Raw genomic sequence first — 23,270 nt, 5'->3', positions numbered from 1 at the left:
GTCTACATAGTGGTGGCCTGTCCGTGGCATCTGAACATGTCCGGGTCCACACTCATCTGTCTGACTCGCGTATTAGACCGTATGAGAACAATAGGCAGCAAGTCGACCACGGACGACTCGACCACGAGTGCGACCTCATCCAAGACGACGGTGGAAGCACGATTCACCGGTCACGTGCGAACGGCGATTGGAACTCACCGACTCGAGTACAGCTTCGAGGGCGAGACGCTCCGAGAGTTCCTCGACGCGTTCTTCGACGAGTACGACGTTCGCGAGTTGGTGATGGCAACGCGAGAGTCGGATTCGACGACCCGCGGCTGGGTCAAAGCCAAGCACCTCCCCGGGACGTGGCGAAAGAACCCGGAAGGCGAGCAGACTCGTGCGTACGCGCGAGTAATGATAAACGGCGTGTTCAACGAGAATCTGAACGGGTTAGATACGCACCTCGAAGACGGTGACCGGGTGGCACTCGTCTACCCGTTTATGTTCTGTGTGTGACCTCTTCTCGTCTCTTTCTGTACCGACACCTGCTGCGTGTCTCCTCGTCTCTCGATACGGGGTAAGTTTAGGAGTGTTCGAGAACTATCAGTAGTATGTCTACGTCCTCTGCTAACACACCCGGTCGAGAGCGCGGTCCGAACGAGGTGTTCTGCCGCAACTGTGGGGAAATCATCGACGAGAAGGCCGAAATCTGCCCCTCGTGTGGTGTCCGCCAGCGTGCGCCGCCGAAGTCGTCTGTCGATTCGGCGGTAGACGACATCCTCCAGGGTGGAAACCCCTTCGTCGCGGCCGTGCTCTCGGCGCTGTTTCCGGGACTCGGTCAGATATACAACCGCGAACTCGAACGCGGCCTCGTCTTCATCGTGGCGACGATTGGCGCGGCGATATCGACGCTCCTGTTCGTGGGGTTCATCCTGTTCCCCGCGGTCTGGCTGTTCTCGATCTACGATGCGTACACGAGGGCGGAACTTCGGGCGGAAGCACTTCGGGCCGAAGAACACGCGCACGAAGTGCCCGTCGCACCTGCGGTAGAAACCGATGGTCCAGAGCTAATCGAGACCGAATCGAGTGCCGTCGCAGAAGGCGACACTGAAACGGGAGCAGAGACTGAGGAGGAAACTGGTGAGGTGGACGAGGATGCAGAATTGGAAGACGAAGAGACTGATGCAGCCTCCGAGAGGGAAGACGAGACTGCCACCTGAGACGACTCTAACGGCGTCTTGAGACCTTTTTCTACGGACAGACCGTTATCTCGTCCCGCTTCCTACGACTGACATGGACCGAAACGCGGTTCGTCACGCCTGGGATGCCGTCTCCGAGGCGTACGCCCGAACCCGAGATCCGACAGGGTCTGATGCCGCTCTCCTCTCTAACCTCCTCAGAGACCTCCCAGAGAATCCAGTCGTCCTCGACGTCGGATGTGGCGACGGTGCGCGGACGCTCGCGAACCTCCCAGCGGGGAGCATCGGTCTCGACTTCTCTCGACGCGGACTCGAACTGGCAACGGCGACGGTTCCGGCCGCACAGTTGGTGCTGGCCGACATGCTCTCGGTGCCGCTCCGTGACGACTCAGTCGACGCCATCACGGCGTATCATGCGGTGTTTCACGTCCCGAGTGAGTCGCATCCGGCGGTCTATCGTGAGTTCGCACGCGTGGTGAAACCCGGCGGAACACTCCTGATGACGCTTCCGGGTGGGCGGTTCGAAACCGTCCGGCGTGGGTGGATGGGAGGGAAGATGTTCTTCTCGTCGCCTGGGCGGTCACAGACACTGCAGTTCCTCCGAGATGCAGGCTTCGACCAGTTAGAGACGCGCGTCGCGGACGACCCCCTCGGAACGAAGAGTGAGTTCGTGTTCGCGCGACGTGCGGCGAACCTCTCTTCCTGACTCACAGCCTCCCGCAAGTTCATGTATCTTCGCGCACATGAATAGCTATGGACAGTCCGGTCGGTCCGAGTCGGAGAGGCCTGGTCATCTTCTTCGTGATTACGCTGGTCGGTGCGGTGAGTCAAGCAGAGAGTGTCTTCAGCGACGCACCGGCCTCGGGGTCACTCGTCCTGTTCGTGGCTTTCTCACTCGTGAGCGTGATACTGCTCTGGCGACTCTTCCAACAAGACCGACCGGCCTGAGTAGCGACGTGGAGGCCACAGTCGCTCGGAAAGACGGCCTCTGCGTACATCGCCGTCGAACGCTTGACCCACATCCGCGAGCGGATGGGCAACGGGAACGACCAAGTGAAGCGTCAGATGCACAACTGGGCGTTCCGCGAACTCCAAGAGATGCTGGCGTACAAGGCCACCGAGTATGGGATTCGTGTTGAGGAGATTCCGCCCGCGTTTACGAGTCAAACCTGCTCGAAGTGTGGCCATCAGTCCAGCACGAATCGTAATTTGGATGGCTGGTTCGAGTGCAACGAGTGTGGCTACTCGGTTGACGGTGACTACAACGCCTCGAAGAACATCGGTTTGAAGTTGCTAACTTTACCATCGGGCAAACGTCCCGATGGGTTGGGCGACGGTCATCTCGCCCTCAAGTCTGGGATGGTGAACGGGAATGGCGATTACACCGCCTACGACGTTTCGTCGTCAGACCGGGAGTCCACGGACAAGCCCACGACTTCAGTCGTGGGTCGATGACTGTGTGGTCGACTCTGGTTCAGCTTCCCGAAATGCCGACAGCGCATCCGCGTCTCCGCCAGTTCTGGAGAGGACGGTCACGATGTCGTCCGGTTGGATGACGGTGTCACCGTGTGGGGTGAGTTCGAGGTCTCCGCGCTCGATTGCGATGACGAGCGTCTCTTCGTCCAGAATGCCCTGTTTGGCGGCGTCTTCGAGCGCGAGGTTGGCGATGGCCGCCCCCGATTGGACGGTGACCTCAACGACGCTCGCGTTGCCAGTTAGACTGATGAAGTCGTTCGCCTCGGGCGCCTGTTCACCGTCGTCAGGGTCGAACGGGCTGTACGGGGCGAACAACTCCTCTTCGAGGAGGTCTTCGTCTTCGACGTGGATTCCGATGTCGGTGAGTTGCCGAGCGACACGTCGGAGGTCGCTGGTGTTGTCCCCGACTGCGAGGACGTGGAGGTTTCGGCGGCCGGTCATCAGCGTTCGGACGTTGATGACGCCGGGAATCGCACGCGCCTCGTGGGCGAGTGCTTGGCGCTCGGTCAAGGGAACGTCACACAGATAGAGGTTGGCGAGTTTGCCACCAGCCAACTCGAAGTCGACCTGTGCGGTGTATCCGCGAATGATACCCACGTCTTCGAGTTTGTGGATGCGATTGCGAATCGTCGCTCCGGAAACACCGGCCTCTGCCGCGAGCGCGCTGGCGGAGGTGTTACGAGCATCGTCCATGAGTGCGTGAAGGATGCGTCGGTCGATTTCGTCGAGTCGATGGTCGGTGTTTCGATATGGCATATGCGGGTGGGCGAAATTTCGGTTTCCGAAATCCGGTACACACCAGACTCATATAACGATTGGTTCAAACAGCTCTTTTTCACGCTGAAACCACCCCGCGTGAGGCTGCCCACACTCACGCTGTCGGCCGACAAACCACGACTGGAGCGCGATTCGAGGAGTCACGACGCCAGACCGAGGCGTGGCGCGAGAGCGCTCACAGGCGCTGTCGACTCGGTCGTGGGTCAGATTCGGGGAGTGTGGCGAACTGACGTGTACCGAAGTTTCCGGCCACCCGCCTCCATTTCGGTATTGAAAAATTATGGTGCGTGAATTTTCGGTATAGAAAATATATTGGGCAAATTTATATTGTATCGGAACTAGGTGCGGGCATGGATAGTGAGCCAATCGACAGCAACTCCCGGAACGAAACTCCAGTGAGAACCACGTCTCGTCTGCCCACTCAGGCATCGAGAGTCCCATCGTGGCCGAAAACGACAGATACCCAGGCGAGTCAACGCTGGTTCTCGTCGACGGTCGGCGGAGGTGGCTGACAGGATGTCCCTGTTCGACCACATCGTCGTCCCCATCGCAAACGAGGACGACGCGATCGCAACCGCGACAGCGCTGTCCCCGCATCTCGACACTCTCCAGCGCATCACCGCCGTTCACGTCATCGAAAAAGGCGGTGGAGTGGTGGATAAAGCACCCATGGAGAAGCGACTCTCCGATGCGACGAGAATTCTCTCGGCCCTCGAATCACGACTCGACGACGACGTTCCCATCGAGACACGCGTCGAGTTTGGAACGAACCCTGCAGAGACGATTGTCGAGACGGCACTCGACGCCAACGCCACAGCTATCGCCTTCCTCCCCCGTGGAGGCAACCGTTTCGTCCGGTTACTCTCGGGCGACACCGCAGACCGACTGGTCGCCAACTCTGAGGTGCCAGTCGTGTCGCTCCACGCGGTTGACGAGGCCCGCTCGTCACGAAGAGTGGGTTCGGGAACGAACGATTCGGAGGTCAGCGGATGAGCGACGAGGAACTCGCGAAAGACCTCGGACTGTTGTCGGCACTGACTATCGGCATCGGAACGATGGTCGGTGCGGGCATCTTCGTCTTACCGGGGGTTGCTGCCAGTACCGCCGGACCCATCGTCATCGCATCGTTCGTCGTTGGTGGGCTCATCGCACTGGTGAACGCAGTGTCCGTGTCCGAACTTGGAACTGCGATGCCGAAAGCAGGCGGTGGGTACTACTACGTCAACCGTGCCCTCGGTCCGCTGTTCGGTTCGATCGCGGGCCTCGGCGACTGGGTGGGGTTAGCGTTCGCTTCCGCGTTCTACAGTATCGGCTTCGGGCAGTACCTCGCCACGCTCGTCTCGATGCCGGAAATCCTCTTCCTCACTGAGGTGCAGGTCGGCGCGCTCATCGCTGGCGCAATCTTCGTCGGCGTCAACTACATCGGCGCGAAGGAGACTGGCAGCGTGCAGACGGTTATCGTCACCATCTTGTTGGCAATCCTCGCCCTGTTCGCAGTACAGGGATGGCTGTCGTTCGACCTTGCGACGTTCCTCGGTGACGGTGGGGTCGCACCGTTCGGATACGGTGCAATCCTCCCGGGGACGGCACTGGTGTTCGTCTCCTTCCTCGGCTACGCGAAGATTGCGACCGTCGCCGAGGAACTGAAGAACCCCGGGCGAAACCTCCCGCTGGCGATTATCGGGAGCGTCGCCATCGTGACCGTTCTCTACGCGATTCTCGTGAGCATCATGCTGGGCGTGGTTCCGTGGCCGGAACTCAGCCAGAGCGCACCGCTCACGCAGGCGACGCAAGTCGCGTTCCCCGGTGGTCTCGCAGGCGTCGCAGTCACGATCGTGACGTTGGGCGCGTTGCTGGCGACGGCCTCGAGCGCGAACGCATCGATTCTGGCGTCTGCCCGAATCAACTTCGCGATGGGCCGCGACCGAATCGTCACCAACTGGCTCAACGAGATTCACCCGAAGTTCGCGACGCCCTACCGGTCTATCATCATCACTGGTGCCGTGATTATCGTCTTCATCGCCGCACTGGGCCGGGATATCGAGGTACTTGCGAAGGCCGCGAGCGTGCTCCACCTCGTCGTCTACGCGCTGATGAACGCCGCACTCATCGTGTTTCGGGAGACCGACCCAGAGTACGACCCGGCGTTCAAGGTACCGCTGTACCCGTTCACGCCACTCGCCGGCATCGTCCTGTCGCTGGGGCTCCTCGCGTTCGTCGGTGGACAGGAACTCATCCTGTCTGCGCTGTTCGTCGTCGGTGCAGTCGTCTGGTACGCCTTGTACGCACGCCGGCAGACGACGAGACAAGGGCTCCTTGGCCGCTACATCCTCGACAGACGCGACGACCTGCCACCGTCCGTGGTCGGTGCGGCGGCAACTGTCGCACCGGACGGTTCGGGCCTTTCCGAGACCACCACTACGACGATGGTCGCACTCTCGAACCCCAAAACTGAGCGAGCACTCGTGACGCTCGGGGCCGCACTCGCGAAACACGACGGCGGCGATGTTCTCGCGACGCACGTCATACAGGTGCCAGACCAGACGTCGCTGGAAGCCGCGGCCGAGCAACGTGACCGTCTCTCGAAGACGTCGCGGGGACTCATGGCCGATGCACAACGCGACGCCGAGCAGTTGGGTGTTCCAGTCCAAACTCGGACGATTCTCTCTCACGAGGGGCTCGCTGAGGTGTTCCACGTGGCACGCGAACACGAGGTAGACAGGCTGGTCATGGGCCACAGCGGAACGAAACTCGCCGGCGGGCGAGCCGAGGGCGCGCTCGACGAACTGACCCACGAACTCCCGTGTGACGTGCTCGTCCTCGACGAACGAGGATTCGACCCGAGTGAGATACTCTTGCCGACGGCGGGTGGCCACTCATCTGACCTGTCTGCAGCGGTTGCGCGGGCGTTGCAGGAGACGACTGGCGCGCACGTCTCGGTGCTGCACGTCGCCGACGACCTCGCGACTGGTCAGGAGTTCCTGGAGCAGTGGGTCGCGGACCACGAACTGGAAGACGTGGAACTGCTGGTCGAGACGGGCGACGTCCAAACAGCCATCGGAAACGCAGCGGCAGAGAAGTCGCTCGTCATCGTCGGGGCGACGGAGCGAGGGCTCCTGTCTCGAATCGTCGGTGGGTCGCTGAACCTGTCCGTGCTCGACGACCTCGACACGACAGTGTTGCTGGCCGAACGCCCCCGGAAGCGGTCCGTTCGGGAGAGATTGTTCGGCTGACCAGTGGCCTGAACGGCCGCGACGCTCTTTTTTAGTGCGTGTTGGTCTCGGGGAAAACAGACGACGTTTGCTTCCTGTTCAGACTACGTTGACGTGCCTGTTCAGACGATGTCGGATTCCCGATCAGACTGCTTCGGTCTTGTGGGCTTTCGTTCGAATCTCGCCGAGGACGGAGTCGAGCGACAGCACGTCCGAAAGCGCCTCCATCGCGCTGGAGAAGGGAACGTCGAGCGCGTAACTGTAGTAGTTCCCACGCGACCCAGTGCGGTTCTCTTCGGCCGAGAGGATGCCGAGCATCCGGAGGTCCGAGAGGTGGTTGTGAACCGACCGTTGTGCGAGTGGGTCGATACCGGCGGAGTTGCACAGACGGAGGTACTCCTGGTAGAGGTCTCGCATGCGGCAGGGTGTCTCGTCGTGGGCCGCCTTCGAGACCACTGCGAGGAGTGCGAAGTGGCCGTTCTCGGTGAGTTCTCGCATCCCTTCGACGACGCGCTCTTGTTCGAGTTTCTGTCGTGCGATGTCGACGTGGTCGAGCGTGATTCGCTCGTCGTCTTTGTTCTCGGCGTGTTCGCCCGCTAACCTGAGCAAGTCGAGGGCTTGTCGTGCGCTTCCACTGTCGCGGGCAGCGAGCGCGGCACACAGGTTGAGGACACCTTCTTCGCAGGAGTCGGCGGCGATGGCGACTTCTGCACGCGATTCGAGGATGTTCTGGAGTTCCGGGGCCTGATACGGCGGGAAGTGAAGTTCGCGCTCACACAGCGTGTCCTGAACGCGTGGGTCGAGTTGGTCGTGGAACTTGAAGTCGTTCGAGATGCCGATGAGGCCGACCTTCGCATCTTCGAGTTTGCCGTTCGAGCGTGCGCGAGGAAGTTCGTAGAGGAGTTCGTCGCGTTCGCCGATGGAGTCCACTTCGTCGAGGACGATGAGAATCGTCCCACCGACGTCGTCTAACTCCTGAAACAACTTCTTGAAGACGGTCTGTTGGGGGTAGCCAGTCGAACTAATCTCCGCGCCGGCCGGCCGGAGTTCGTTGACGAGCTCGACCGCGACCTGATACGACGAGTTGAGCGTCTTGCAGTTGATCGAGATGACGCTCAGGTCGACGTCGTCGTACTGGGAGACGTCTTCGAGGAGCATCTCGAGGAGGAACTCCGTCACCGCCGTCTTTCCGACGCCGGTGTTTCCGTACAGGAAGACGTTGTTCGGTTCCCACCCGTCGACGACGGGTTGGAGGGCGTCCATATACTCCGAGATTTCGTCGTCGCGCTCTTCGATGCGCTCGGGTTTGTAGGACTCTCCGAGGGCGTCCTTGTTGACGAAGACGTTCTGTTTTCGCTCGAACCGGCGCATTAACATCGGGTCGTTGTGCCGTCCCCCTATTTAAAACCCCGATTTCATCTGATTCATGTGAATTCGTTCGCGGTGTTCGTCTGTGGACGGTGGGGTACGGGTTGGGCGTTGGTTGGACGACCGGTCTATCTTGGTACTGACTACTACTCTGACTGACTACTACTGAACAGACACACACCACTGTTACAAGTGAATAGTGAGAGACGAGAGTCTCTAGAAGAACAACAGTGCGTCTCTTCAACTAAAGCGCTGACATGAAGGGGTGGTCGGAACCACAGCCGCACGTGATTCTCGACGCGGTAATTCGACGAGAAGAGGCGTTATGCCCCGTGATTCACCTGCAGTGGTGGTGGGTAACCGACAACGGTCACTCGAACCAATTCACTTGTAATCGTGGTCTCTCCGAACTCGGGCCCCTCGCATGTTCGCAGCGCTTCACATGAAACGGTGGTGTCTGTGGGTCGGTTTTACCTTCGGTCAGCCCCCGCCATTCACTTGTAAACGTGGTGTGTGAGGGCTGAGCTGCCGGTCTCTGAGTGAACTTTGTGCGTGCACATTCACGTGCATCGGTGGTCTGTCCCATCGGCCATCACGCTGAGTTCGCTACGAGTTATCACCGCTTCGGTGTGGGTCGTTGTGAGTCGCTGTAAGTCGCTGTGGGGCCTCTCGTGGTGCAATTTCCGTGCCAGCGTGGTGTCGTCCTCGAAATGTCTTTACCTCGGATACTGTTACTTTGTGTCGTGGACCGCTCTGCGTACGGTGCGCTCGCACTAGCCCTCCTCGCGGTCGTCGCGCTCGCCGTCGCGGCGGCTACGATCGACTCGACCGTCGTGACAGACGGCGGTCCCTCTGGATTCGGTGCTGGTAACGCTGGAGGCAGTGGCGCTGGCGAGACACAGGACACTGGATTTCAGCCACTCTCGGGCGATACCGAAGGAATCAGCATTCCGACGCCGTGTCTCCCGTGGCTTCTCTCTCCCGAAGTCGTCGGCCTCGTCCTCGCTGGGTTCCTGCTCCTCGGTGGATACGCCTACTGGGAGACGCGGTCACTCCTCCCGCCGGTCGCCGTCGTCTTGGCACTTGGTCCCCCGGTCGTCCTTCTGTTCGGGTTCCTGACCGCGTGTCGCCGAGAGTTCTCGCTTTCGACACAGGCCGCTGCCGCCGTGGGAAACATCTCGGTGTTCGCCCCCGGTGGTGGTGGAAGCCTCGGAGAGGGTGCTGGCGGAGTCCAGAGTGTTTCACCCCCGACGGCACTGTTCAGTCTCTTGCTCGTGGTCGCACTCGTGGCGGCCCTCGTCATGCTCGTCACCGGCACCGGTGACTCACCTGACGGTGACGACGGTACCGAAGCGACAGTTCCCGAAGATGGACCGGACGTCGCTGCCGTCGGCCGGGCCGCTGGCGACGCTGCCGAACGAATCGAGTCCGGGACAGGGGGTGTCGAAAACGAGGTGTTCCGCGCGTGGGCAGAGATGACGTCCCTCCTCTCTGTGCCCAACCGACAGTCCGCCACTCCCGCAGAGTTCGCCGCCGTTGCCGTCGAAGCAGGCATGGCGCGAGAAGACGTGACGCAACTGACGACGCTGTTCGAGGAGGTCCGATACGGTGGGGCCGAAGCGACGACAGACCGCGAACAGCGTGCGGTCGACGCCCTCCGCAACATCGAGTCGAACTACGCGGCCGATGGGCAGGCGGCAACTGACCGCGGACCAGGGGAACGACGATGACGAGGAGACGGTCGCTCGCGCTTCTCGTCGGTGTCGCCGCGACAGGTGCTGGATTCGCCGTCGTCGCGGGTGTCTCGCTCGGCCTCCAACTTACCGACGTCTTCCTCGGGTTGGTCGCGGCTCTCGCTACGCTTCAGGGCCTCAGATACGTGCAACGCCGCCGCGCGACGACCACACGAACCACCACGACCAGCGACCCGGAGGTTCGCGTCGAAGTTCCCGCCCCCGGTGCTGACTTCGACACCGAACTCGTGTCGGCCATGACGCGCCGGGGAACGTGGGGCGCTCGCGAGCGACTCACCGACCGACTCGAACAGCGTGCAGTGCGTGCGCTCGTCCTTCGTGACGGTCGAACCCCGGAGGCTGCAGCAACGCTCGTTGACACCGGCGGCTGGACAGACGACGTCGTCGCGGCCCGATTCCTCGGTGCGGACGTGTCGGTTCCACTCGGGTATCGACTTCGACTCCTCCTGTCTGGACAGTCTGTGTTGGTCGCTCGCGTCGAGCGGACAGTCGCGGCGATAGAGCGTGTTGGACGCGACTCGACGGACGCCAAGTCCGGTTCGACAGGCACGGAACACGCCAACCCACACGAAACTGCGCGTGCATCGCCGACCGACGGAGAACGCGAATGACCCGAGGATTCGATACCGAACGCTGGAGCGGCCTCGAAGGGTTGGTCCTCATCGCCGCGGCGGCGGGCGTGTTGACCCGTGAACCAGCACCACTCTTACTCGCTGGACTCGGCGTCGTCTTCCTCGGATACGTCCGCATCGCTGCAGTTCCGGAGGTCGAACTCCACATCGAGCGCGAACTCTCTGATTCGACGCCTGCACCGGACGAAGACGTTGAAGTCACGCTTAGCGTCACCAACGAGGGGTCGCGAACGCTCTTCGACCTCCGAATCGTCGACGGTGTCCCGCCGGCACTGGCAGTCTCTGACGGCCCCGCCCGGCTCGGAACGGCGCTTCGCCCCGGTGCAACCGCGACGACGACGTACACCGTCTCGGCGATTCGCGGCGAACACACGTGGGACGACACTGTCGTCATCGCCCGCGACCCGAGTGGAACCGTCGAGCGCCGTGAGACGATGCGTACCGAGACCACGATGCGATGTGAACCCGAACTCGCGGCGACGGCAGACCTCCCACTTCGTGGCCTCACCTCGAAGTACGCCGGTCGCGTCGAAACAGACGTTCCCGGGTCGGGACTGGAGTTCGCCTCCATCAGAGAGTACCGCCACGGCGACCCGATTCGGCGTATCGACTGGAATCGTCGCGCTCGAACAGGTGAACTCGCGACGGTGCAGTTCCGCGAAGAACGCGCTGCTGCTGTCGTCCTCGTCATCGACACACGGGCAGAGGCACACGTCGCCCCCAACGCCGACGCCGAGACGGCCGTCGAGCGGAGCGTCGATGCGGCGAGTATCGCGTTCTCGGCGCTCCTCGACAGCGGCGATAGCGTCGGCATCGCCGCGTTCGGGCCGAACGAGTGCTGGGTCGCACCGTCGGCAGGGACCGACCACCGCGCTCGGGCTCGACGAGTCTTCGCGACGCATCCCGCGTTCGCACCGACACCGCCGACTGAGGCATTCTTCCCCTCTGTCGCCATTCGCCGCCTGCGACGACGCCTCTCCAGTGACGCACAGGTCATCTTCTGTTCGCCACTCACCGACGATTACGCTGTCTCCGTCGCCCGACGACTGGAGGCGTACGGCCACGCAGTCACGGTGGTCTCACCGGACCCGACTACCACACGAACCGTCGGTGCCCGCCTCGCCCGCCTCGAACGTGACTTGCGTCTCCGCGACCTGCGGCGCGCCGGGATTCGCGTCGTCGATTGGGGAGACGAACCACTCGCAGTCGCGCTCGCCAGAGCGGAGTTGGGGTGGTCGCAGTGAGCGGAGGTGAACGAAATGAGTGAAATCACCCGACGGCCAACGCGGACTGGAACGGCGATGGCGCTCTCTGCAGGGGGCCTCGCCACCCTTGCACTCGCCTTTTCGACGACGACTGCAGGCTTCGGTGGCCTCGTCGGAACCGTCGTCCTCGCCGCAGGACTGGCCCGTGGGTCTCGCCGCATCCTCGACGTGGCTGGTGGCGTGTTCTTCCTCGCACTCATCTTCGGCGGTGTTGGCGGTGTCGGCGTCGAAGCACTCCTCCTCGGGGCCGTCGCGTCGATTCTCGCGTGGGACGTCGGTGAAAATGCGCTCTCTGTCGGCGACCACCTCGGCAGAGAGACGGACACGACCCGTCTCGAAGTCGTCCACGCGGCGACGACGCTCCTCGTCCTCACTGTCGGGGTTGGCGTCGTCTACGCACTCTGGGTTGTCGCGTCTGGCGGGCAACCCATCGCGGCCGTCGTGTTACTCCTCGTTGGCGTCATCGCGCTCGTCGCGTGGGTCAGGAGGTGACGTCGTTCGCGGACGATGGAGGAGTACGTGGGCTCAGTCTACCGTCGGCACAGACACCCGGTCGAGAACCTCGGCAATCACGTCTGCCTTCTGCACGTCTTCGACGCGGGCGTCCGGGGTGAGAACGAGTCGATGAGCGAGGACGGACTGCGCGACGCGCTTGACGTCGTCGGGTGTGACGAACGTCCGGCCCTCGATGACGGCGCGGGCGCGTGTCGCTTCGAACAGTCGTTGGGTTCCGCGTGGTGAGACGCCGACACGGACGCGTCGGTCGGTTCGAGTCTCACGGGTGAGTTCGGCCATGTAGCGCAACAGGTCGTCGTCGACGCGGACCTGTTCTGGTGCGCGCCGGATGGCGACGACAGACTCGCGGTCGAGAACGCGTTCGATGCTCGGGCTCTGTTCTTCACGACCGGCGCGTCGGCGGAGCAGTTCGACTTCGCCGTCGAGGTCTGGGTAGCCAATCGCCGACTTCACGACGAATCGGTCGACCTGTGCTTCCGGCAACGTGAATGTCCCCTCCTGTTCGACGGGGTTCTGCGTGGCGATGACGAAGAACGGCTTCGGGAGTTGGTGCGTCTCGCCGTCGACGGTCACCTGTCCTTCTTCCATCGCTTCGAGGAGCGCGGCCTGCGTCTTCGGCGGCGCACGATTGATCTCGTCGGCGAGGACGACGTTGGCGAAGACGGGGCCGGGTGAGAACTCGAACGACCGGTCGCGTTCGTCGTAGATGTTCGTCCCGGTCACGTCGGCGGGCAGGAGGTCGGGAGTGAACTGGATGCGCGAAAACGAGAGGCCGAGTGCAGTCGCAACACTGCGGGCGGTGAGGGTCTTCCCTGTACCGGGGACGTCTTCGAGGAGGACGTGACCACGGGCGAGGACGCCCGTGAGAACGGTTTCGAGGAACGACCGCTCGGCGATGACGGCGCCCGAGATGGTGTCCAGAACCCGTGAACACGTCTCGCTCGCCTGGTCGATGTCCATGCTACGCCCGCGTCTGCGTGAAACTTAGTCCCGTTGGTCGTCGTACTGGTCCGTTAGTCGTCGCCGTTTCGTCACGTGGTCACGCCACCCGAAGCTTCTCGAAATCGAAACGGATTAAACTATCCGCGAGAGATGAACTGATGGAAGCCGAGGTAGCCTAGCCCGGCCAAGGCGGTAGATTCGAAATCTACTGTCCATTCGGACACGTGAGTTCAAATCTCACCCTCGGCGCTTCTTCCGAACGTCACCCCGCGAGAGACTTCCGTGTCTCTCGCCCCGCGTGACGAGGATGTTCGACGACCTGAGATTTTAACGAGGCCAGTCGCGCGCAGCGAAGCGAGCACGTCTGGACGTAGTTCAACTCTCACCCTCGGCGCTACATTCTCTCAAGAACCAGTCGGTGACGCGGAGCGTCAGTCACCCAGCACTACTCAATCGGTAAACGACTCGAACGCCTTCTGCTCGCCATCCTCACCGCCACGCAACCGGCGCCGTCGCTTGTCGTACGCACCGGCCAGCACTGGCTCTCGCCCACGCCTGCCGACCAGATACGCATCCACGTCGCTTTCGTCTCGCGGGTCGGCGCGGCGAATCCACACAGACACTCCACCACGACTCGACAGTCCACTCGCCCACATCTCGGCGTCGTCGCGCGAACTGAACACGTGACGCCGTCCTCGCCGGTTGACGAGCGTTCCGACTGCGCCGTTGGTTCGGCGGGCCGAGGGCTTGATGTCGACGACGAACGTGGCGTCTGTCACGTTCGGATATCGCATCTCCGGGGCCTTGTACGGCGCGGTGTCGATTTGCCCGTGTGTGACCTACGTCTCGTATGGTTCACGTCGTCGTACACAACGCCGTCAGCCTCGACGGCCGTATCGAAGGGTTCCCCGCAGACGTTGGCACATTCTACGAACTCGCGGCCACGTGGAACGCCGATGTCCACCTCGTCGGGAGTGAGACGCTCCTCGCGGACGAGGCAAACCCACCGGCAGACGACCCCGACGAACTCAGCCCGTTCGAGCGTCGAGACGACTCGTGTCCACTGCTCGTCGTCCCCGACAGTCGCGGGCGGATTCGAAACTGGCGTGGCCTCCTCGAAACTCCCTTCTGGAGTCGCGGCGTCGCACTCGTCTCCCACTCCACGCCCGACGAGTACCGCGTGTACCTCGAACAGGTCGGCGTCGAGACCATCGAAGCGGGTGACGACCGAGTCGACCTCGCGGCCGCGCTCGCGACACTCGAATCAGCGTACGACGCACAGACTGTACTCGTCGATAGCGGCGGAACCCTCTCGGGTGTCCTCCTCCGTGCCGGACTCGTCGACGAGGTGAGCGTTCTCGCCCACCCGCGACTCGTCGGTGGCGAGTCTGCTCGGACGTTCTGTCGTGGCCCTGACCCTGGCCCAACCATGGCCGATGAGGGTATCGAACTCCGCCGGCGAGCAGTCGAGCTACTCGACGATGGCCTCGTCTGGCTTCGATACGACACTGTTTGACACGACTCGTTGTTGTCTGCCGATTTCACTTTCACTCTACTAGGATTCGATACATATCCTCTCCGGACATTTGCCGTTGTATGAGTGCGAATGCGGCGAACACGAACACGAGCGAAGACGGCGGGACGCGCCGAATAGACGTCACGACGGTCCGAACCGGACGGGTTGCCGACTACGCAGAGTCGACCCTCGGCGAGGACGCCATCGGGTTCGAGCGCCGAGGTGGATGGACCTACCTCGTCGCAAAAGAAACGCGCTGACCGCGACACAGCGAGGACGATCGCGAACAGCGGGACGACGAATTAGTCGTCAGCAGATGCAGGCTCTGCTTTTGTGTGGCTTGGTTCGAGGAGACGGTCGAGTGCATCGACCATCGCCTGCACACTCGCCCGCGTGATGTCCGCGTCCGATGCCGCGACAGAGACACTCCGGTCACCGAGCGACATGGTCACTTCGACGGTCACCACGGCGTCGGTCCCGCCGGTGATTGCGTCGACGTGGTACTCGTCGAGTTGGGCGTCTGCGTCGGGGCCGAGTGCTTTTCGGACTGCTTTCACCGCGGCGTCGACCGGACCAGAACCAGTTCCGGAGGCGACGCGCTCTTCGTTGTCGACGCGGAGTCGCACGCTCGCAGTCGGTGTTCCACCGCCGGACGCTGCCGTGAGGTCGAGCAGTTCGACCTGTCTGTCACGTTCGCGCCCCTGGACGTCTTCTGCGAACGCGAGGAGGTCGGCGTCGGTGACGCGCTTTCCACGGTCGCCGAGTTCCTTCACCCGGTTGACGACGGCCATGACTTCCTCGTCGGTCGCATCGACGTTGTGTTCGTCGAGTGCGGCCTTGACGCCGGCACGACCGGCGTGCTTTCCGAGGACGAGGCGTCGTTCGCGCCCCACCATCTCCGGTGGGTACGGCTCGTACATCGCGTCGTCTTTGAGCGTGCCGTCGGTGTGGATGCCGCTCTCGTGCGTGAACGCGTTCTGGCCGACGACTGCCTTGTTCGGCGGCAGGTCGATGCCCGTCGAGTGGGCGACTTTTTGGGCCAGTCCGTAGAGTTCGTCGAGTTTGACGGTCTCGACGCCGTAGCAGTGCTTCAGCGCGATTGCAACCTCTTCGAGGGCGACGTTGCCGGCGCGTTCGCCGATGCCGTTGACCGTGGTGTGGACGAGGTCCGCACCCGCGGCCAGACTGGCGTGAACGTTCGCCATCGCGAGCCCCAAATCGTCGTGCGTGTGGGTCGACGTCGGCCCGTACTCGGCGAGTCGTGAGACGACTTCGTACGTGTGTTCGGGACTGGTGTGGCCGACCGTGTCGGCGAAACAGAACCGGTCTGCGCCGGCGTCGTGAGACGTCTGCGCGAGTTCTTCGAGGAACTCCGGCGAGGCACGAGAGCCGTCTTCGCCGATGACTTCGACCCACAGACCGTGGTCTTTGGCGTACGCGACGAGTTCGTTGGTCGTCTGGACGACACCCTCGCGGGTCGTGCCGACTTTCGACTCGATGTGGCGTTCACTCGCCGGGACGACGAGTGTGATGCCGCCGACGTCACAGTCGAGTGCGAGGTCGATGTCGCTCTGGACGCCGCGAGCGAAGCTCGTCACCGTCGCATCCAGACCCAGCGACGTGACGCGCTTGATGGTCTCGCGTTCGCCGGGACCGGTGCAGGCGCTTCCTGCTTCGATGTAGTCGACCTGCGCGCGGTCGAGTGCGCGTGCGATATCTGCTTTCTCGCCCGGCGTCAACGAGACGCCGGGCGCTTGCTCGCCATCGCGAAGTGTCGTGTCTAACAGCTGTACTGACTCAGAAGTGCGTAGCTCGGGGGTCTTCCCGAATCGTTCGTTCACGGTAGAATCGTGTCCTTGTAAGTTAGAACCGTTGAATTTCACAGCCAGCCGTCTCGCGACGACTTACTCTATCCTCCGTCGGTGTGGTATCTCCCGACATAGTAATTGAACACATATGTCGAAGAGTGTATAAAAGAGATGGTTCTGACAGAAATTGGTGTCTCCTTGGCGCTAACGCTACGTCACTCGGTGACGACACGGCTGTCTCACGCTGCCGACGCGCCCGTCTCACTCGGATAGTTGGACGAGGTCGCCTGGATTGACGTCCTCGGCGGCGCCTGCGGGGAGTTCGATGATGGTGTCTGCCATCCCGAGTCCGATACCTGTCCACGCAGACAGGCGCTTTTTCTGTTTGACTTCGTCGCCGATGAGCCACAGTGCGTCGATGTCGAACGGAACGAACACCATGTGGAGACTGTGGTGGTCGGCGTCGTCGAATCGGAAGACGAGGGCATAGTCGTCGGGGACCGACCCACGGAACATTAGGCCGCGGGCCTTCGAGAGGAACGAATCGGCGGTTTCGACGTTCGAAGCGAGCGTCGTCTGGTCGCCGTTCTGTCGGTGTACGAGCCTCACAGATGTATATTCGACAGAGTGAAAGATGAATCCACCGCCAAGAAGACGGTCTCCACGAGAGCAACGTTTACACACACGCCGGCCTGACCCCGCAGCATGGAGCAGACGCCGACAGGCACGCCCGTAGGTGTCGACGACCCCTACGACCACGCTGGGCGGTGCGACCACCTCACCAGCGACGGGAAGTGCCGCCTCGCCCGCGAGTACGCCGACCGCGACCCGGCGTTCGCCCGCGAGCGTGCACGCGTCGACTACGAGTGTGTCGCCGCCGCCGAAGACTGTGACTTTCGTGACTGTCCGCACTACGCCTCGACGACGAATGGCCGCGAGTGTACCCGCTGTGGCATCGAAGAGGTCCGTATGGCACACGACTCGACTGCCCGTCCGCTCCTCGAAGAACACCACCTCTCGTACGGTAGTCGTGACGGACCGGACCCATCACACGAGATAACCGTGGCACTGTGTCGATGGTGCCACACGAAAGTCCACAAGTCGTTCGCCCGTATCGACGACGACGCCGCTCCCGACCCGGAGGCCATCGCTGCACGTGAAGCGCGACGGACGAAGGAGCTCGAAGAAATGGGATTTCAGTCGGCACGGGAACGCGCCACCGACGAGTGATGCTCGACAAATATGCCAATGTGATGCACGGATACGCGCATCTCGGACGTCCTTCGAACCACTTTTAGGCACGCTAGTCCAATGCGGGACATGACCCGCATCGTCGTCATCGACAACCACGGGCAGTTCACTCATCTCGAACAGCGCGCACTCCGTGACCTCGGCGTCGACACCGACCTCATCGACAACGACACGGACCCTGCAGACATCGACGCAGACGGCATCGTCCTCTCCGGCGGCCCGGACATGGACCGCATCGGCCGCTGTGCTGACTACCTCGACCTCGACGTTCCGGTTCTCGGCATCTGTCTCGGCATGCAGATTCTGGCCGAAGAACTCGGCGGCCGCGTTGGCTCTGGCGACTACGGTGGCTACGCCGACGTCGACGTCGACGTTCTCGACGAAGACGACCCACTCATCGGCTCGCTCGCCCCCGAGACGCGCGTCTGGGCAAGCCACGCCGACGAAGTGAAGGAAGTTCCCGAAGGGTTCACGCACACTGCCACGAGCGACGTGTGTACCATCGAAGCGATGAGCAACACCGAGCGAAACCTCTACGGCGTCCAGTGGCACCCCGAAGTGGCTCACACCGACGAGGGTGAGGAAGTCTTCGAGAACTTCATCGCCATCTGCGAACAATAAACTCGGTCGCGTCGGGCCGACAAATCGCAGGCCTGCTCGACCCTCATCTATCTCTCAGCCTTTTCCGGTCGGAATAATACGAGGGATTTACCCCACTCGAATCAGTCTGTTCGGAAAATGACCTCCACGCAGAGCGACCTCGCTGGGTTGTCGCGGTTCATCTTCCGCGCGCCCAACTGGTATACGAGTCTCGGGTTCGCCTTGCTCGTCGCCGCGATGGCCGGTATCGCGGCGTTCGACTCCGGCGACCTCGCAGGCTCGTGGCGAGGCATCTTCTTCCTCGGCAGAGACGCCTGGGAGGGTATCTTCTTCATCGGCATTCCGACTGTCGTCGCGGCGTTCGGAACCACCGGCGTCGACCGATTCGTCGGCGGAAAACTGACCCACAACCGCTCGTCGCTCCTCGCACTGGCGGGCGAAGTCATCATCGTGACCTTCGTCACCATCGCGGCCATCATCTCGGTGTTCACCGGACTCGGCCAGCGATTCGTCTTCGACGCCCTCGTCGTCGCCCTCGCGTCAGTGTTCGCGTTCCGTCTGCTCATCATCATGGCTGTGTCCCGGTCGTCGCTTCCGATTGCAGCGGTTCCGGCGAGCATCCAGACGCTCACGTCCGCGGCCTTGCTGTTCATCTACAGCGGAACGCTTCGGTTCTTCGAAGTGGGTGGCCCCATCCTCGACGCGTATCTGTTGCCGTATCTCGCCCGCCCCGACCGGGCACCACCCGAACTCTCGGCAATCGCGCTCAGTCACTTCCAACTCCTCGCGATTACCTGCGTCATCTACTCGCTGGGTGTCTACACCTTCCTCCGCGTCGTCGACCGACCGTGGCGCCGGAGTCTCGGCGTGTCCGTTCTCGACTTCATCCGAGGGTTCATCGGTCACGTCGCAGAGGGAACGCGCGAACTCGAAGACTTCTTCGAGCAACTCGGTCAGGAGGCAATCGTCCCCGTGACCGTCCTCTCCTTCCAGAGAAACGACGGAACCGAGAAGGCCCGCTTCGTCCTCCCGATGATTCACCCCGGTCCGATGGGTGAAATCGGCGGCGGAAACTTCCCCGAGCGAGTCGCTCGCCGTGCCGAAGGACTCGCGTTCCCGCCTCACGCGACTGCCGGCCACGACTTCAACCTCGTGACCGAACGCGAAGTCGACGTGGTCCTCGACGCCGCCGACGCCGCCTACGAGACAATCGAATACACCGACGAGGCGACGGAGAGTGTCCGCGTCGAGTCTGGCGATGCGAAGATGCTCGGACAGGGATTCGGCGACGACGCCGTCCTCGTCTCGACGTACGCACCCCTGTTCGCAGACGACGTTGAGTACGCTGTCGGCCTCTCGGCGGCCGCCGAGGCCCGAACGACGGGGCTGGAAAACGTCCTCTTGGTGGACGCCCACAACTGTAACAACGGCCTGCAAGGCGCAGACCTCGGTCACGTCACGCCCGGGAGCAAGCGCTCGTTCGACATGATAACGGCGGCGGGTCTCGCAGGCGATGAACTCTCAGATACGTCTCGCGGCACACTCACACTCGGCACCGCGTGGGACGAAACCAACTGGGTACCGCGCGAAGGAATCGGTCCACTCGGGATCCGCGTCGCCGTGACGGACGTGAACGACCAGGTGACGGCATATGTCCTCATCGACGGCAACAACATGGAACCCGGTCTCCGCGACCACATCGTGGACACGCTGACGACCGGTCCTGATGCACTGGCAGACGTCGCCGAGGTGATGACGACGGACACGCACATCGTCAACACCGTCGAAGCCGAAAATCAGGTCGGTGCGGCGATCGACCACGACGAACTGCTCGCGACTATCGAAGACCTCGTCGAACAGGCGCGCTCGGACCGCGAACCCGTCACCGGTGGGATGGCGACCCAACGCGCCGAGGTGACCATCTTCGGGAACGACCGGACCGAGACGCTCGCAAGCCACGCGAACGCAGTCGTCTCGATGGGCGGTGCGTTGGCACTCGCGGTCATCCTCGCGTCGATGGCCGTCAGTTTGCTCGTGTTCTTCTTGGCCTAATTCGGCCTCACATTTTTCGTCGCGGCGTCGTCACTCACCGGACAGCGTCACGCGACGAGAGGAGTGGCCTCGTCGCACTACTTCAACGAGAGCGTTCTCGTCTCGATGGCACCGCAACTCGGACAGATATGTCTGTAGAAGACCGTCGAACCAGTCGTCTTCGCCGACCACGAACCCTCTGTATCCACGTGTCCACACTTCGAACACAGCCGGTCTACGTCGGTGTAGTGTTCTCGGAGTCGGTCCAACGCAGTCGTCCCTCTCGGGGTACGTCTAACTGACATGAGGTAACATACACCACATTCCTTGATAATAGTACCGGGCGATTGTACAGTTACTACCACGTTATTCTGCGGAATCAGAAACTGAACTCGCCATTACACCTTTTCCGTCGTGGTCCACCCCGGTGTTGGCTATGGATGTCAAGTGTGTACTCGACCGATTACGCACTTCGTGTCAACCAGTAATTCTTTATTGATTGTCACTATCTCGTGACTATGGCCGCCCTCCAAGCCCTCGGAACAGCAGGTGAGTCGCTTCGGCGAAACCCAGTGTTGTTCGCGGTGACCGCAGCAATCAGTCTCTTTCAACTCCCCGGATTACTCGCACAGGCTATCAGTCCACTCCTCGGGAGTCTCATCTCGCTCGTGTTTAGCGGAGTTCTGCTATTCGTCATACCGTTCTTCATCGGCGGCGTCATCGGCATGGCCAACGAGGCGACGAGTGGCCGAACGACCGTCGAGACGTTCATGAGTGAGGGGAAAGCCCACTACGTGTCGATACTGGCCGTGTACTTCGGACTCCTCGTCTTGTACTTCGTGTTAGGGTTCGTGAGCGTCTTTGTGGTCGGGTTCGGCGGCGTGATTCTGTTGGCGAACGGGTCGCAACCGGGCCTCGCCCTCTTGGCAACCATCGCTGTGATTGGCCTGGCTATCTTCTTCGTCTACTTTGCCGTCCTGTTCGTCTCACAGTTCTTCGGCCACGCGATCGTCATCGACGATTTGGGAGCCATCGACGCCATCAAACGGAGCGTGTGGTGTGTCCGGCACAACCTCGTGTCTGTACTCGGGTACACCGTCGTCGTCACTGTCGGTGGTGCTGTCCTCGGTGTCTTCGGCGCGTTGTTCTCGCTGCTCACTGGTCCCGTGTTTCCGGCTCAGTCGACCGGAGTCGCTGACGTCGGTGCCGCTCCCGTAACGGCCCCAGAACTGTTCGGTCTTCCATCGGTCGGACTCGGCGCGACGGTTGGACTCGTGGTTCTCCTGGTCGTCGTCAGTAGCGTCCTCGGCGCATTCTTCGCGACGTACTCGACGGCGTTCTATCGGTCGATTCGACCGATTCAGGCGAACTGACGGACGAACACGCTCGTCTCTCCATCGGACGATACAGACGCGTCGCTCGCGGTGTGGAAAGTGTGCGGGGGGTTCCCGCGAAAATGACCCTTACTCTTCGTCAGCGGCCGCGAACAGTTCGTCCACGGCTTCCTGCGCCGTTCGGGCCGCCTCGTCGGCGACTGCGTCGGCGTTCTCGGCGTCGTCGGGTGCGTTGATGTACACGTCGACGTCGAGCACACCGTCTTCGAACGTCACAGTGACGTCAAAGTCCTTGACGCGCGACTGCTTGAACCGGGCGAAGATGAGGCCTTCGGCCGCCTCTGCGGCGGTCTCGACCACTTCTTCGTCCGTTGGCTCTGGCATTTATGCGCCGCCGGGGCCCATCGGGCCGGCACCGCCCTGCAGCATCTGCTGGAGTTCTTCCTGCAGACTCTCGAACTTCTCTTGGACGCGCGACTCCTGCTTCGTCAGCTGCTCGACGCGGACTTCGAGGCTCTCGACCTTCTCTTCGAGGTCTTCCTGAGCGGTCTCGTAGTCGGTCTCGATGAGGAGTTCGCCGACTTCGCGGTACATCTTCGAGTCAGCGTCGACGTCCTCGAGCGTTTCGAGTGCCGTCTGGGCTTCGTTGAGCGCCGTTTCGGAAGACTGCTTCTGCTCGGAGACGTTCTGGGCGGTCTCCTGAAGGTTCTGCAGTTCTTCGAGCTTCTCTTGGGCTTCTGGCGGCAGACTTCCCTGCATACCCGAACGGACGGGACGCCGGCCCTAAAACACCCGCGGTCTCCTACGCAGATTGTGAACGGCTCTCGCTTCCGGCTGAGACGGCTTCTGCGGTCTCGACGAGGCGAATCCACGTGTTTACGCCGGCGCGGAGCGCGACGATGTCTCCTGCGTCGACGGTGACGACGACAGTTCGGCCCTCGCGGTGGACGCGGGCGCGCGACCGGGCGTCGTCGATCTCGCCGACTTCGACCGCGACGCTCTGTTCGACGATACGGGCGCGCCGCTCGTCGGGGTAGTCGAACTCGAGAGAAGCGCTGTGCGCTGAGCGCACGTTACTCGACGTTGACTTCTTTCACGTTGGGGGTCCGCTCCTTCAGCAGGACGCGGTGCCCACAGTAGGGGCAGCGAACGCCACCGAACTCGTCCAGTTCGACGTCGCGCTTGCACCGGGAACACTTGTAGCTCATTGTGAGATGTGAGGAATCGAGGCTAGCTCGGTGTTATTCCGACTCGCCAGTCAGTGCGGCGCGGATGGAGCGTCGAACCTGCTTGCCGGCCGGGGTCTGGGGACGGTAGGTACCGCCAGTGAAGACCTCGCCAGTCTTCTCGTTCTTCCAGATGCCGGTTCCGACGCGGGTGACGTCGTCGCCGTCGACTTTTGCGCTTCGCATCTCTGCTTCGATTTCCTTGACGCGGCGGCGGGCGACGCGGCCGTACCGAGCCCCAAAGCGCCCGGCACTTCCGACGGATCGTGCCTTCTTGTCGGCCATAGTACCGCCAACTACCTCAGCAGTATGGATAAACCCTACGAGTCGTGCCGGAGTGTGCCGGCCTAGACACGGCTTTCTCGCTCCTTTGCGTACTGA

At 62.1% G+C, this 23,270-nt stretch carries 29 protein-coding genes and 1 tRNA gene; 18 read left to right on the top strand and 12 right to left on the bottom strand.

All coding sequences use genetic code 11. The features are described from left to right. The first annotated feature begins 81 nt into the window (after positions 1 to 81). From GJR98_RS00575 to GJR98_RS00555, 5 genes are all read left to right on the top strand, one after another. On the top strand, positions 82 to 498 hold the full coding sequence (locus GJR98_RS00575; protein WP_151134451.1) for a MoaD/ThiS family protein: 417 nt from the start codon (positions 82 to 84) through the stop codon (positions 496 to 498). Between the two features lie 95 nt (positions 499 to 593). Then, positions 594 to 1,202: a zinc ribbon domain-containing protein gene (locus GJR98_RS00570; protein WP_151134449.1), complete on the top strand. Its 609-nt coding sequence runs from the start codon at positions 594 to 596 to the stop codon at positions 1,200 to 1,202. Positions 1,203 to 1,275: 73 nt separating this feature from the next. Beyond that, a complete protein-coding gene (locus GJR98_RS00565) occupies positions 1,276 to 1,887 on the top strand; it encodes a class I SAM-dependent methyltransferase (protein ID WP_151134446.1) in 612 nt (203 codons plus the stop codon). Between the two features lie 47 nt (positions 1,888 to 1,934). Further along, complete coding sequence (locus tag GJR98_RS00560) at positions 1,935 to 2,129, top strand: hypothetical protein (protein ID WP_151134443.1); 195 nt, start codon at positions 1,935 to 1,937, stop codon at positions 2,127 to 2,129. 48 nt (positions 2,130 to 2,177) lie between these two features. Then, on the top strand, positions 2,178 to 2,636 hold the full coding sequence (locus tag GJR98_RS00555) for an RNA-guided endonuclease TnpB family protein (protein WP_225316404.1): 459 nt from the start codon (positions 2,178 to 2,180) through the stop codon (positions 2,634 to 2,636). Here the strand turns inward: GJR98_RS00555 and GJR98_RS00550 are convergent. Continuing rightward, positions 2,619 to 3,413: an Lrp/AsnC family transcriptional regulator gene (locus GJR98_RS00550; protein WP_151134439.1), complete on the bottom strand. Its 795-nt coding sequence runs from the start codon at positions 3,411 to 3,413 to the stop codon at positions 2,619 to 2,621. The genes GJR98_RS00555 and GJR98_RS00550 overlap by 18 nt on opposite strands. Positions 3,414 to 3,950: 537 nt before the next feature. Here GJR98_RS00550 and GJR98_RS00545 point away from each other — a divergent pair. Together GJR98_RS00545 and GJR98_RS00540 are read left to right on the top strand one after the other, a co-directional pair. Continuing rightward, on the top strand, positions 3,951 to 4,427 hold the full coding sequence (locus tag GJR98_RS00545) for a universal stress protein (RefSeq protein WP_151134437.1): 477 nt from the start codon (positions 3,951 to 3,953) through the stop codon (positions 4,425 to 4,427). Further along, positions 4,424 to 6,667, top strand: a complete 2,244-nt coding sequence (locus tag GJR98_RS00540; RefSeq protein ID WP_151134434.1) for an amino acid permease — start codon at positions 4,424 to 4,426, stop codon at positions 6,665 to 6,667. Before GJR98_RS00545 ends, GJR98_RS00540 begins: the two co-directional genes overlap by 4 nt. Before the next feature lie 123 nt (positions 6,668 to 6,790). Here GJR98_RS00540 and GJR98_RS00535 read toward each other — a convergent pair whose 3' ends face one another. Continuing rightward, complete coding sequence (locus tag GJR98_RS00535; RefSeq protein WP_151139348.1) at positions 6,791 to 8,017, bottom strand: orc1/cdc6 family replication initiation protein; 1,227 nt, start codon at positions 8,015 to 8,017, stop codon at positions 6,791 to 6,793. A 740-nt stretch (positions 8,018 to 8,757) separates the two neighbouring features. Between GJR98_RS00535 and GJR98_RS00530 the strand changes: the two genes are divergently transcribed. From GJR98_RS00530 to GJR98_RS00515, 4 genes are read left to right on the top strand one after another with little or no spacing between them, the layout of a single operon-like run. Continuing rightward, a complete protein-coding gene (locus GJR98_RS00530) occupies positions 8,758 to 9,744 on the top strand; it encodes a DUF4129 domain-containing protein (RefSeq protein ID WP_151134431.1) in 987 nt (328 codons plus the stop codon). Then, complete coding sequence (locus tag GJR98_RS00525; RefSeq protein ID WP_225316343.1) at positions 9,741 to 10,379, top strand: DUF7269 family protein; 639 nt, start codon at positions 9,741 to 9,743, stop codon at positions 10,377 to 10,379. Before GJR98_RS00530 ends, GJR98_RS00525 begins: the two co-directional genes overlap by 4 nt. Continuing rightward, positions 10,376 to 11,644, top strand: coding sequence for a DUF58 domain-containing protein (locus GJR98_RS00520; protein WP_151134428.1), 1,269 nt, complete (start codon positions 10,376 to 10,378; stop codon positions 11,642 to 11,644). Before GJR98_RS00525 ends, GJR98_RS00520 begins: the two co-directional genes overlap by 4 nt. A gap of 6 nt (positions 11,645 to 11,650) precedes the next feature. After that, positions 11,651 to 12,157 carry a DUF7519 family protein gene (locus tag GJR98_RS00515; RefSeq protein WP_151134425.1) on the top strand — a complete coding sequence of 169 codons (507 nt, stop codon included), beginning with the start codon at positions 11,651 to 11,653 and terminating at the stop codon, positions 12,155 to 12,157. A gap of 33 nt (positions 12,158 to 12,190) precedes the next feature. On the opposite strand, the gene GJR98_RS00510 is transcribed toward GJR98_RS00515, so the two are convergent. Continuing rightward, on the bottom strand, positions 12,191 to 13,141 hold the full coding sequence (locus GJR98_RS00510) for an AAA family ATPase (RefSeq protein ID WP_151134422.1): 951 nt from the start codon (positions 13,139 to 13,141) through the stop codon (positions 12,191 to 12,193). Between the two features lie 146 nt (positions 13,142 to 13,287). Between GJR98_RS00510 and GJR98_RS00505 the strand changes: the two genes are divergently transcribed. Beyond that, a tRNA-Ser gene (locus GJR98_RS00505) sits at positions 13,288 to 13,372 on the top strand. A 200-nt stretch (positions 13,373 to 13,572) separates the two neighbouring features. Here the strand turns inward: GJR98_RS00505 and GJR98_RS00500 are convergent. Then, entirely contained in the window at positions 13,573 to 13,917 is a 345-nt protein-coding gene (locus tag GJR98_RS00500; RefSeq protein ID WP_151134419.1) for a hypothetical protein, read from the bottom strand. A gap of 56 nt (positions 13,918 to 13,973) precedes the next feature. Here GJR98_RS00500 and GJR98_RS00495 point away from each other — a divergent pair, with 56 nt between their 5' ends. After that, positions 13,974 to 14,639, top strand: coding sequence for a dihydrofolate reductase family protein (locus GJR98_RS00495; protein ID WP_151134416.1), 666 nt, complete (start codon positions 13,974 to 13,976; stop codon positions 14,637 to 14,639). A gap of 80 nt (positions 14,640 to 14,719) precedes the next feature. Next, positions 14,720 to 14,899, top strand: coding sequence for a hypothetical protein (locus tag GJR98_RS00490; protein WP_151134414.1), 180 nt, complete (start codon positions 14,720 to 14,722; stop codon positions 14,897 to 14,899). A gap of 42 nt (positions 14,900 to 14,941) precedes the next feature. Here the strand turns inward: GJR98_RS00490 and GJR98_RS00485 are convergent, their stop codons facing one another. Together GJR98_RS00485 and GJR98_RS00480 are read right to left on the bottom strand one after the other, a co-directional pair. Then, positions 14,942 to 16,480 carry a (R)-citramalate synthase gene (locus GJR98_RS00485; protein ID WP_151134411.1) on the bottom strand — a complete coding sequence of 513 codons (1,539 nt, stop codon included), beginning with the start codon at positions 16,478 to 16,480 and terminating at the stop codon, positions 14,942 to 14,944. A 228-nt stretch (positions 16,481 to 16,708) separates the two neighbouring features. Continuing rightward, positions 16,709 to 17,056 carry a DUF192 domain-containing protein gene (locus GJR98_RS00480; RefSeq protein WP_151134408.1) on the bottom strand — a complete coding sequence of 116 codons (348 nt, stop codon included), beginning with the start codon at positions 17,054 to 17,056 and terminating at the stop codon, positions 16,709 to 16,711. A gap of 96 nt (positions 17,057 to 17,152) precedes the next feature. On the opposite strand from GJR98_RS00480, the gene GJR98_RS00475 reads away from it, so the two are divergent. The 3 genes from GJR98_RS00475 to GJR98_RS00465 all read left to right on the top strand — a co-directional run bounded on the left by GJR98_RS00475 (position 17,153) and on the right by GJR98_RS00465 (position 20,350). After that, on the top strand, positions 17,153 to 17,677 hold the full coding sequence (locus GJR98_RS00475; RefSeq protein ID WP_151134405.1) for a DUF7097 family protein: 525 nt from the start codon (positions 17,153 to 17,155) through the stop codon (positions 17,675 to 17,677). Between the two features lie 90 nt (positions 17,678 to 17,767). After that, positions 17,768 to 18,319, top strand: coding sequence for a GMP synthase subunit A (locus tag GJR98_RS00470; protein WP_151134402.1), 552 nt, complete (start codon positions 17,768 to 17,770; stop codon positions 18,317 to 18,319). Between the two features lie 117 nt (positions 18,320 to 18,436). Then, a complete protein-coding gene (locus GJR98_RS00465) occupies positions 18,437 to 20,350 on the top strand; it encodes a DUF2070 family protein (RefSeq protein ID WP_151134399.1) in 1,914 nt (637 codons plus the stop codon). 77 nt (positions 20,351 to 20,427) lie between these two features. Here GJR98_RS00465 and GJR98_RS17885 read toward each other — a convergent pair whose 3' ends face one another. Next, on the bottom strand, positions 20,428 to 20,634 hold the full coding sequence (locus tag GJR98_RS17885) for an HVO_0649 family zinc finger protein (protein WP_151134396.1): 207 nt from the start codon (positions 20,632 to 20,634) through the stop codon (positions 20,428 to 20,430). Between the two features lie 213 nt (positions 20,635 to 20,847). Here GJR98_RS17885 and GJR98_RS00455 point away from each other — a divergent pair, with 213 nt between their 5' ends. After that, a complete protein-coding gene (locus GJR98_RS00455) occupies positions 20,848 to 21,702 on the top strand; it encodes a DUF7847 domain-containing protein (protein WP_151134393.1) in 855 nt (284 codons plus the stop codon). Positions 21,703 to 21,792: 90 nt separating this feature from the next. Here the strand turns inward: GJR98_RS00455 and GJR98_RS00450 are convergent, their stop codons facing one another. From GJR98_RS00450 to GJR98_RS00430, 5 genes are read right to left on the bottom strand one after another with little or no spacing between them, the layout of a single operon-like run. Continuing rightward, complete coding sequence (locus GJR98_RS00450) at positions 21,793 to 22,047, bottom strand: DUF3194 domain-containing protein (RefSeq protein ID WP_151134390.1); 255 nt, start codon at positions 22,045 to 22,047, stop codon at positions 21,793 to 21,795. Then, positions 22,048 to 22,422, bottom strand: coding sequence for a prefoldin subunit beta (locus tag GJR98_RS00445; protein WP_151134387.1), 375 nt, complete (start codon positions 22,420 to 22,422; stop codon positions 22,048 to 22,050). A 43-nt stretch (positions 22,423 to 22,465) separates the two neighbouring features. Further along, a complete protein-coding gene (locus GJR98_RS00440; RefSeq protein WP_151134384.1) occupies positions 22,466 to 22,735 on the bottom strand; it encodes a KEOPS complex subunit Pcc1 in 270 nt (89 codons plus the stop codon). A 1-nt stretch (position 22,736) separates the two neighbouring features. Further along, the gene (locus GJR98_RS00435) at positions 22,737 to 22,871 is read right to left on the bottom strand and encodes a DNA-directed RNA polymerase subunit P (protein WP_151110295.1); all 135 of its coding nucleotides are present in this window, start codon (positions 22,869 to 22,871) and stop codon (positions 22,737 to 22,739) included. 33 nt (positions 22,872 to 22,904) lie between these two features. Continuing rightward, positions 22,905 to 23,174 (bottom strand): 50S ribosomal protein L37ae, encoded by a 270-nt coding sequence (locus GJR98_RS00430; RefSeq protein ID WP_151134381.1) that lies wholly within the window; start codon positions 23,172 to 23,174, stop codon positions 22,905 to 22,907. Positions 23,175 to 23,270 lie beyond the last annotated feature (96 nt).

It is taken from the genome of Haloferax marinisediminis, assembly GCF_009674585.1.
Taxonomy (GTDB): Archaea; Halobacteriota; Halobacteria; order Halobacteriales; family Haloferacaceae; genus Haloferax; species Haloferax marinisediminis.
Note: the sequence above shows the minus strand (reverse complement) of the source record. Positions and strands in the feature narration are given on the sequence as shown.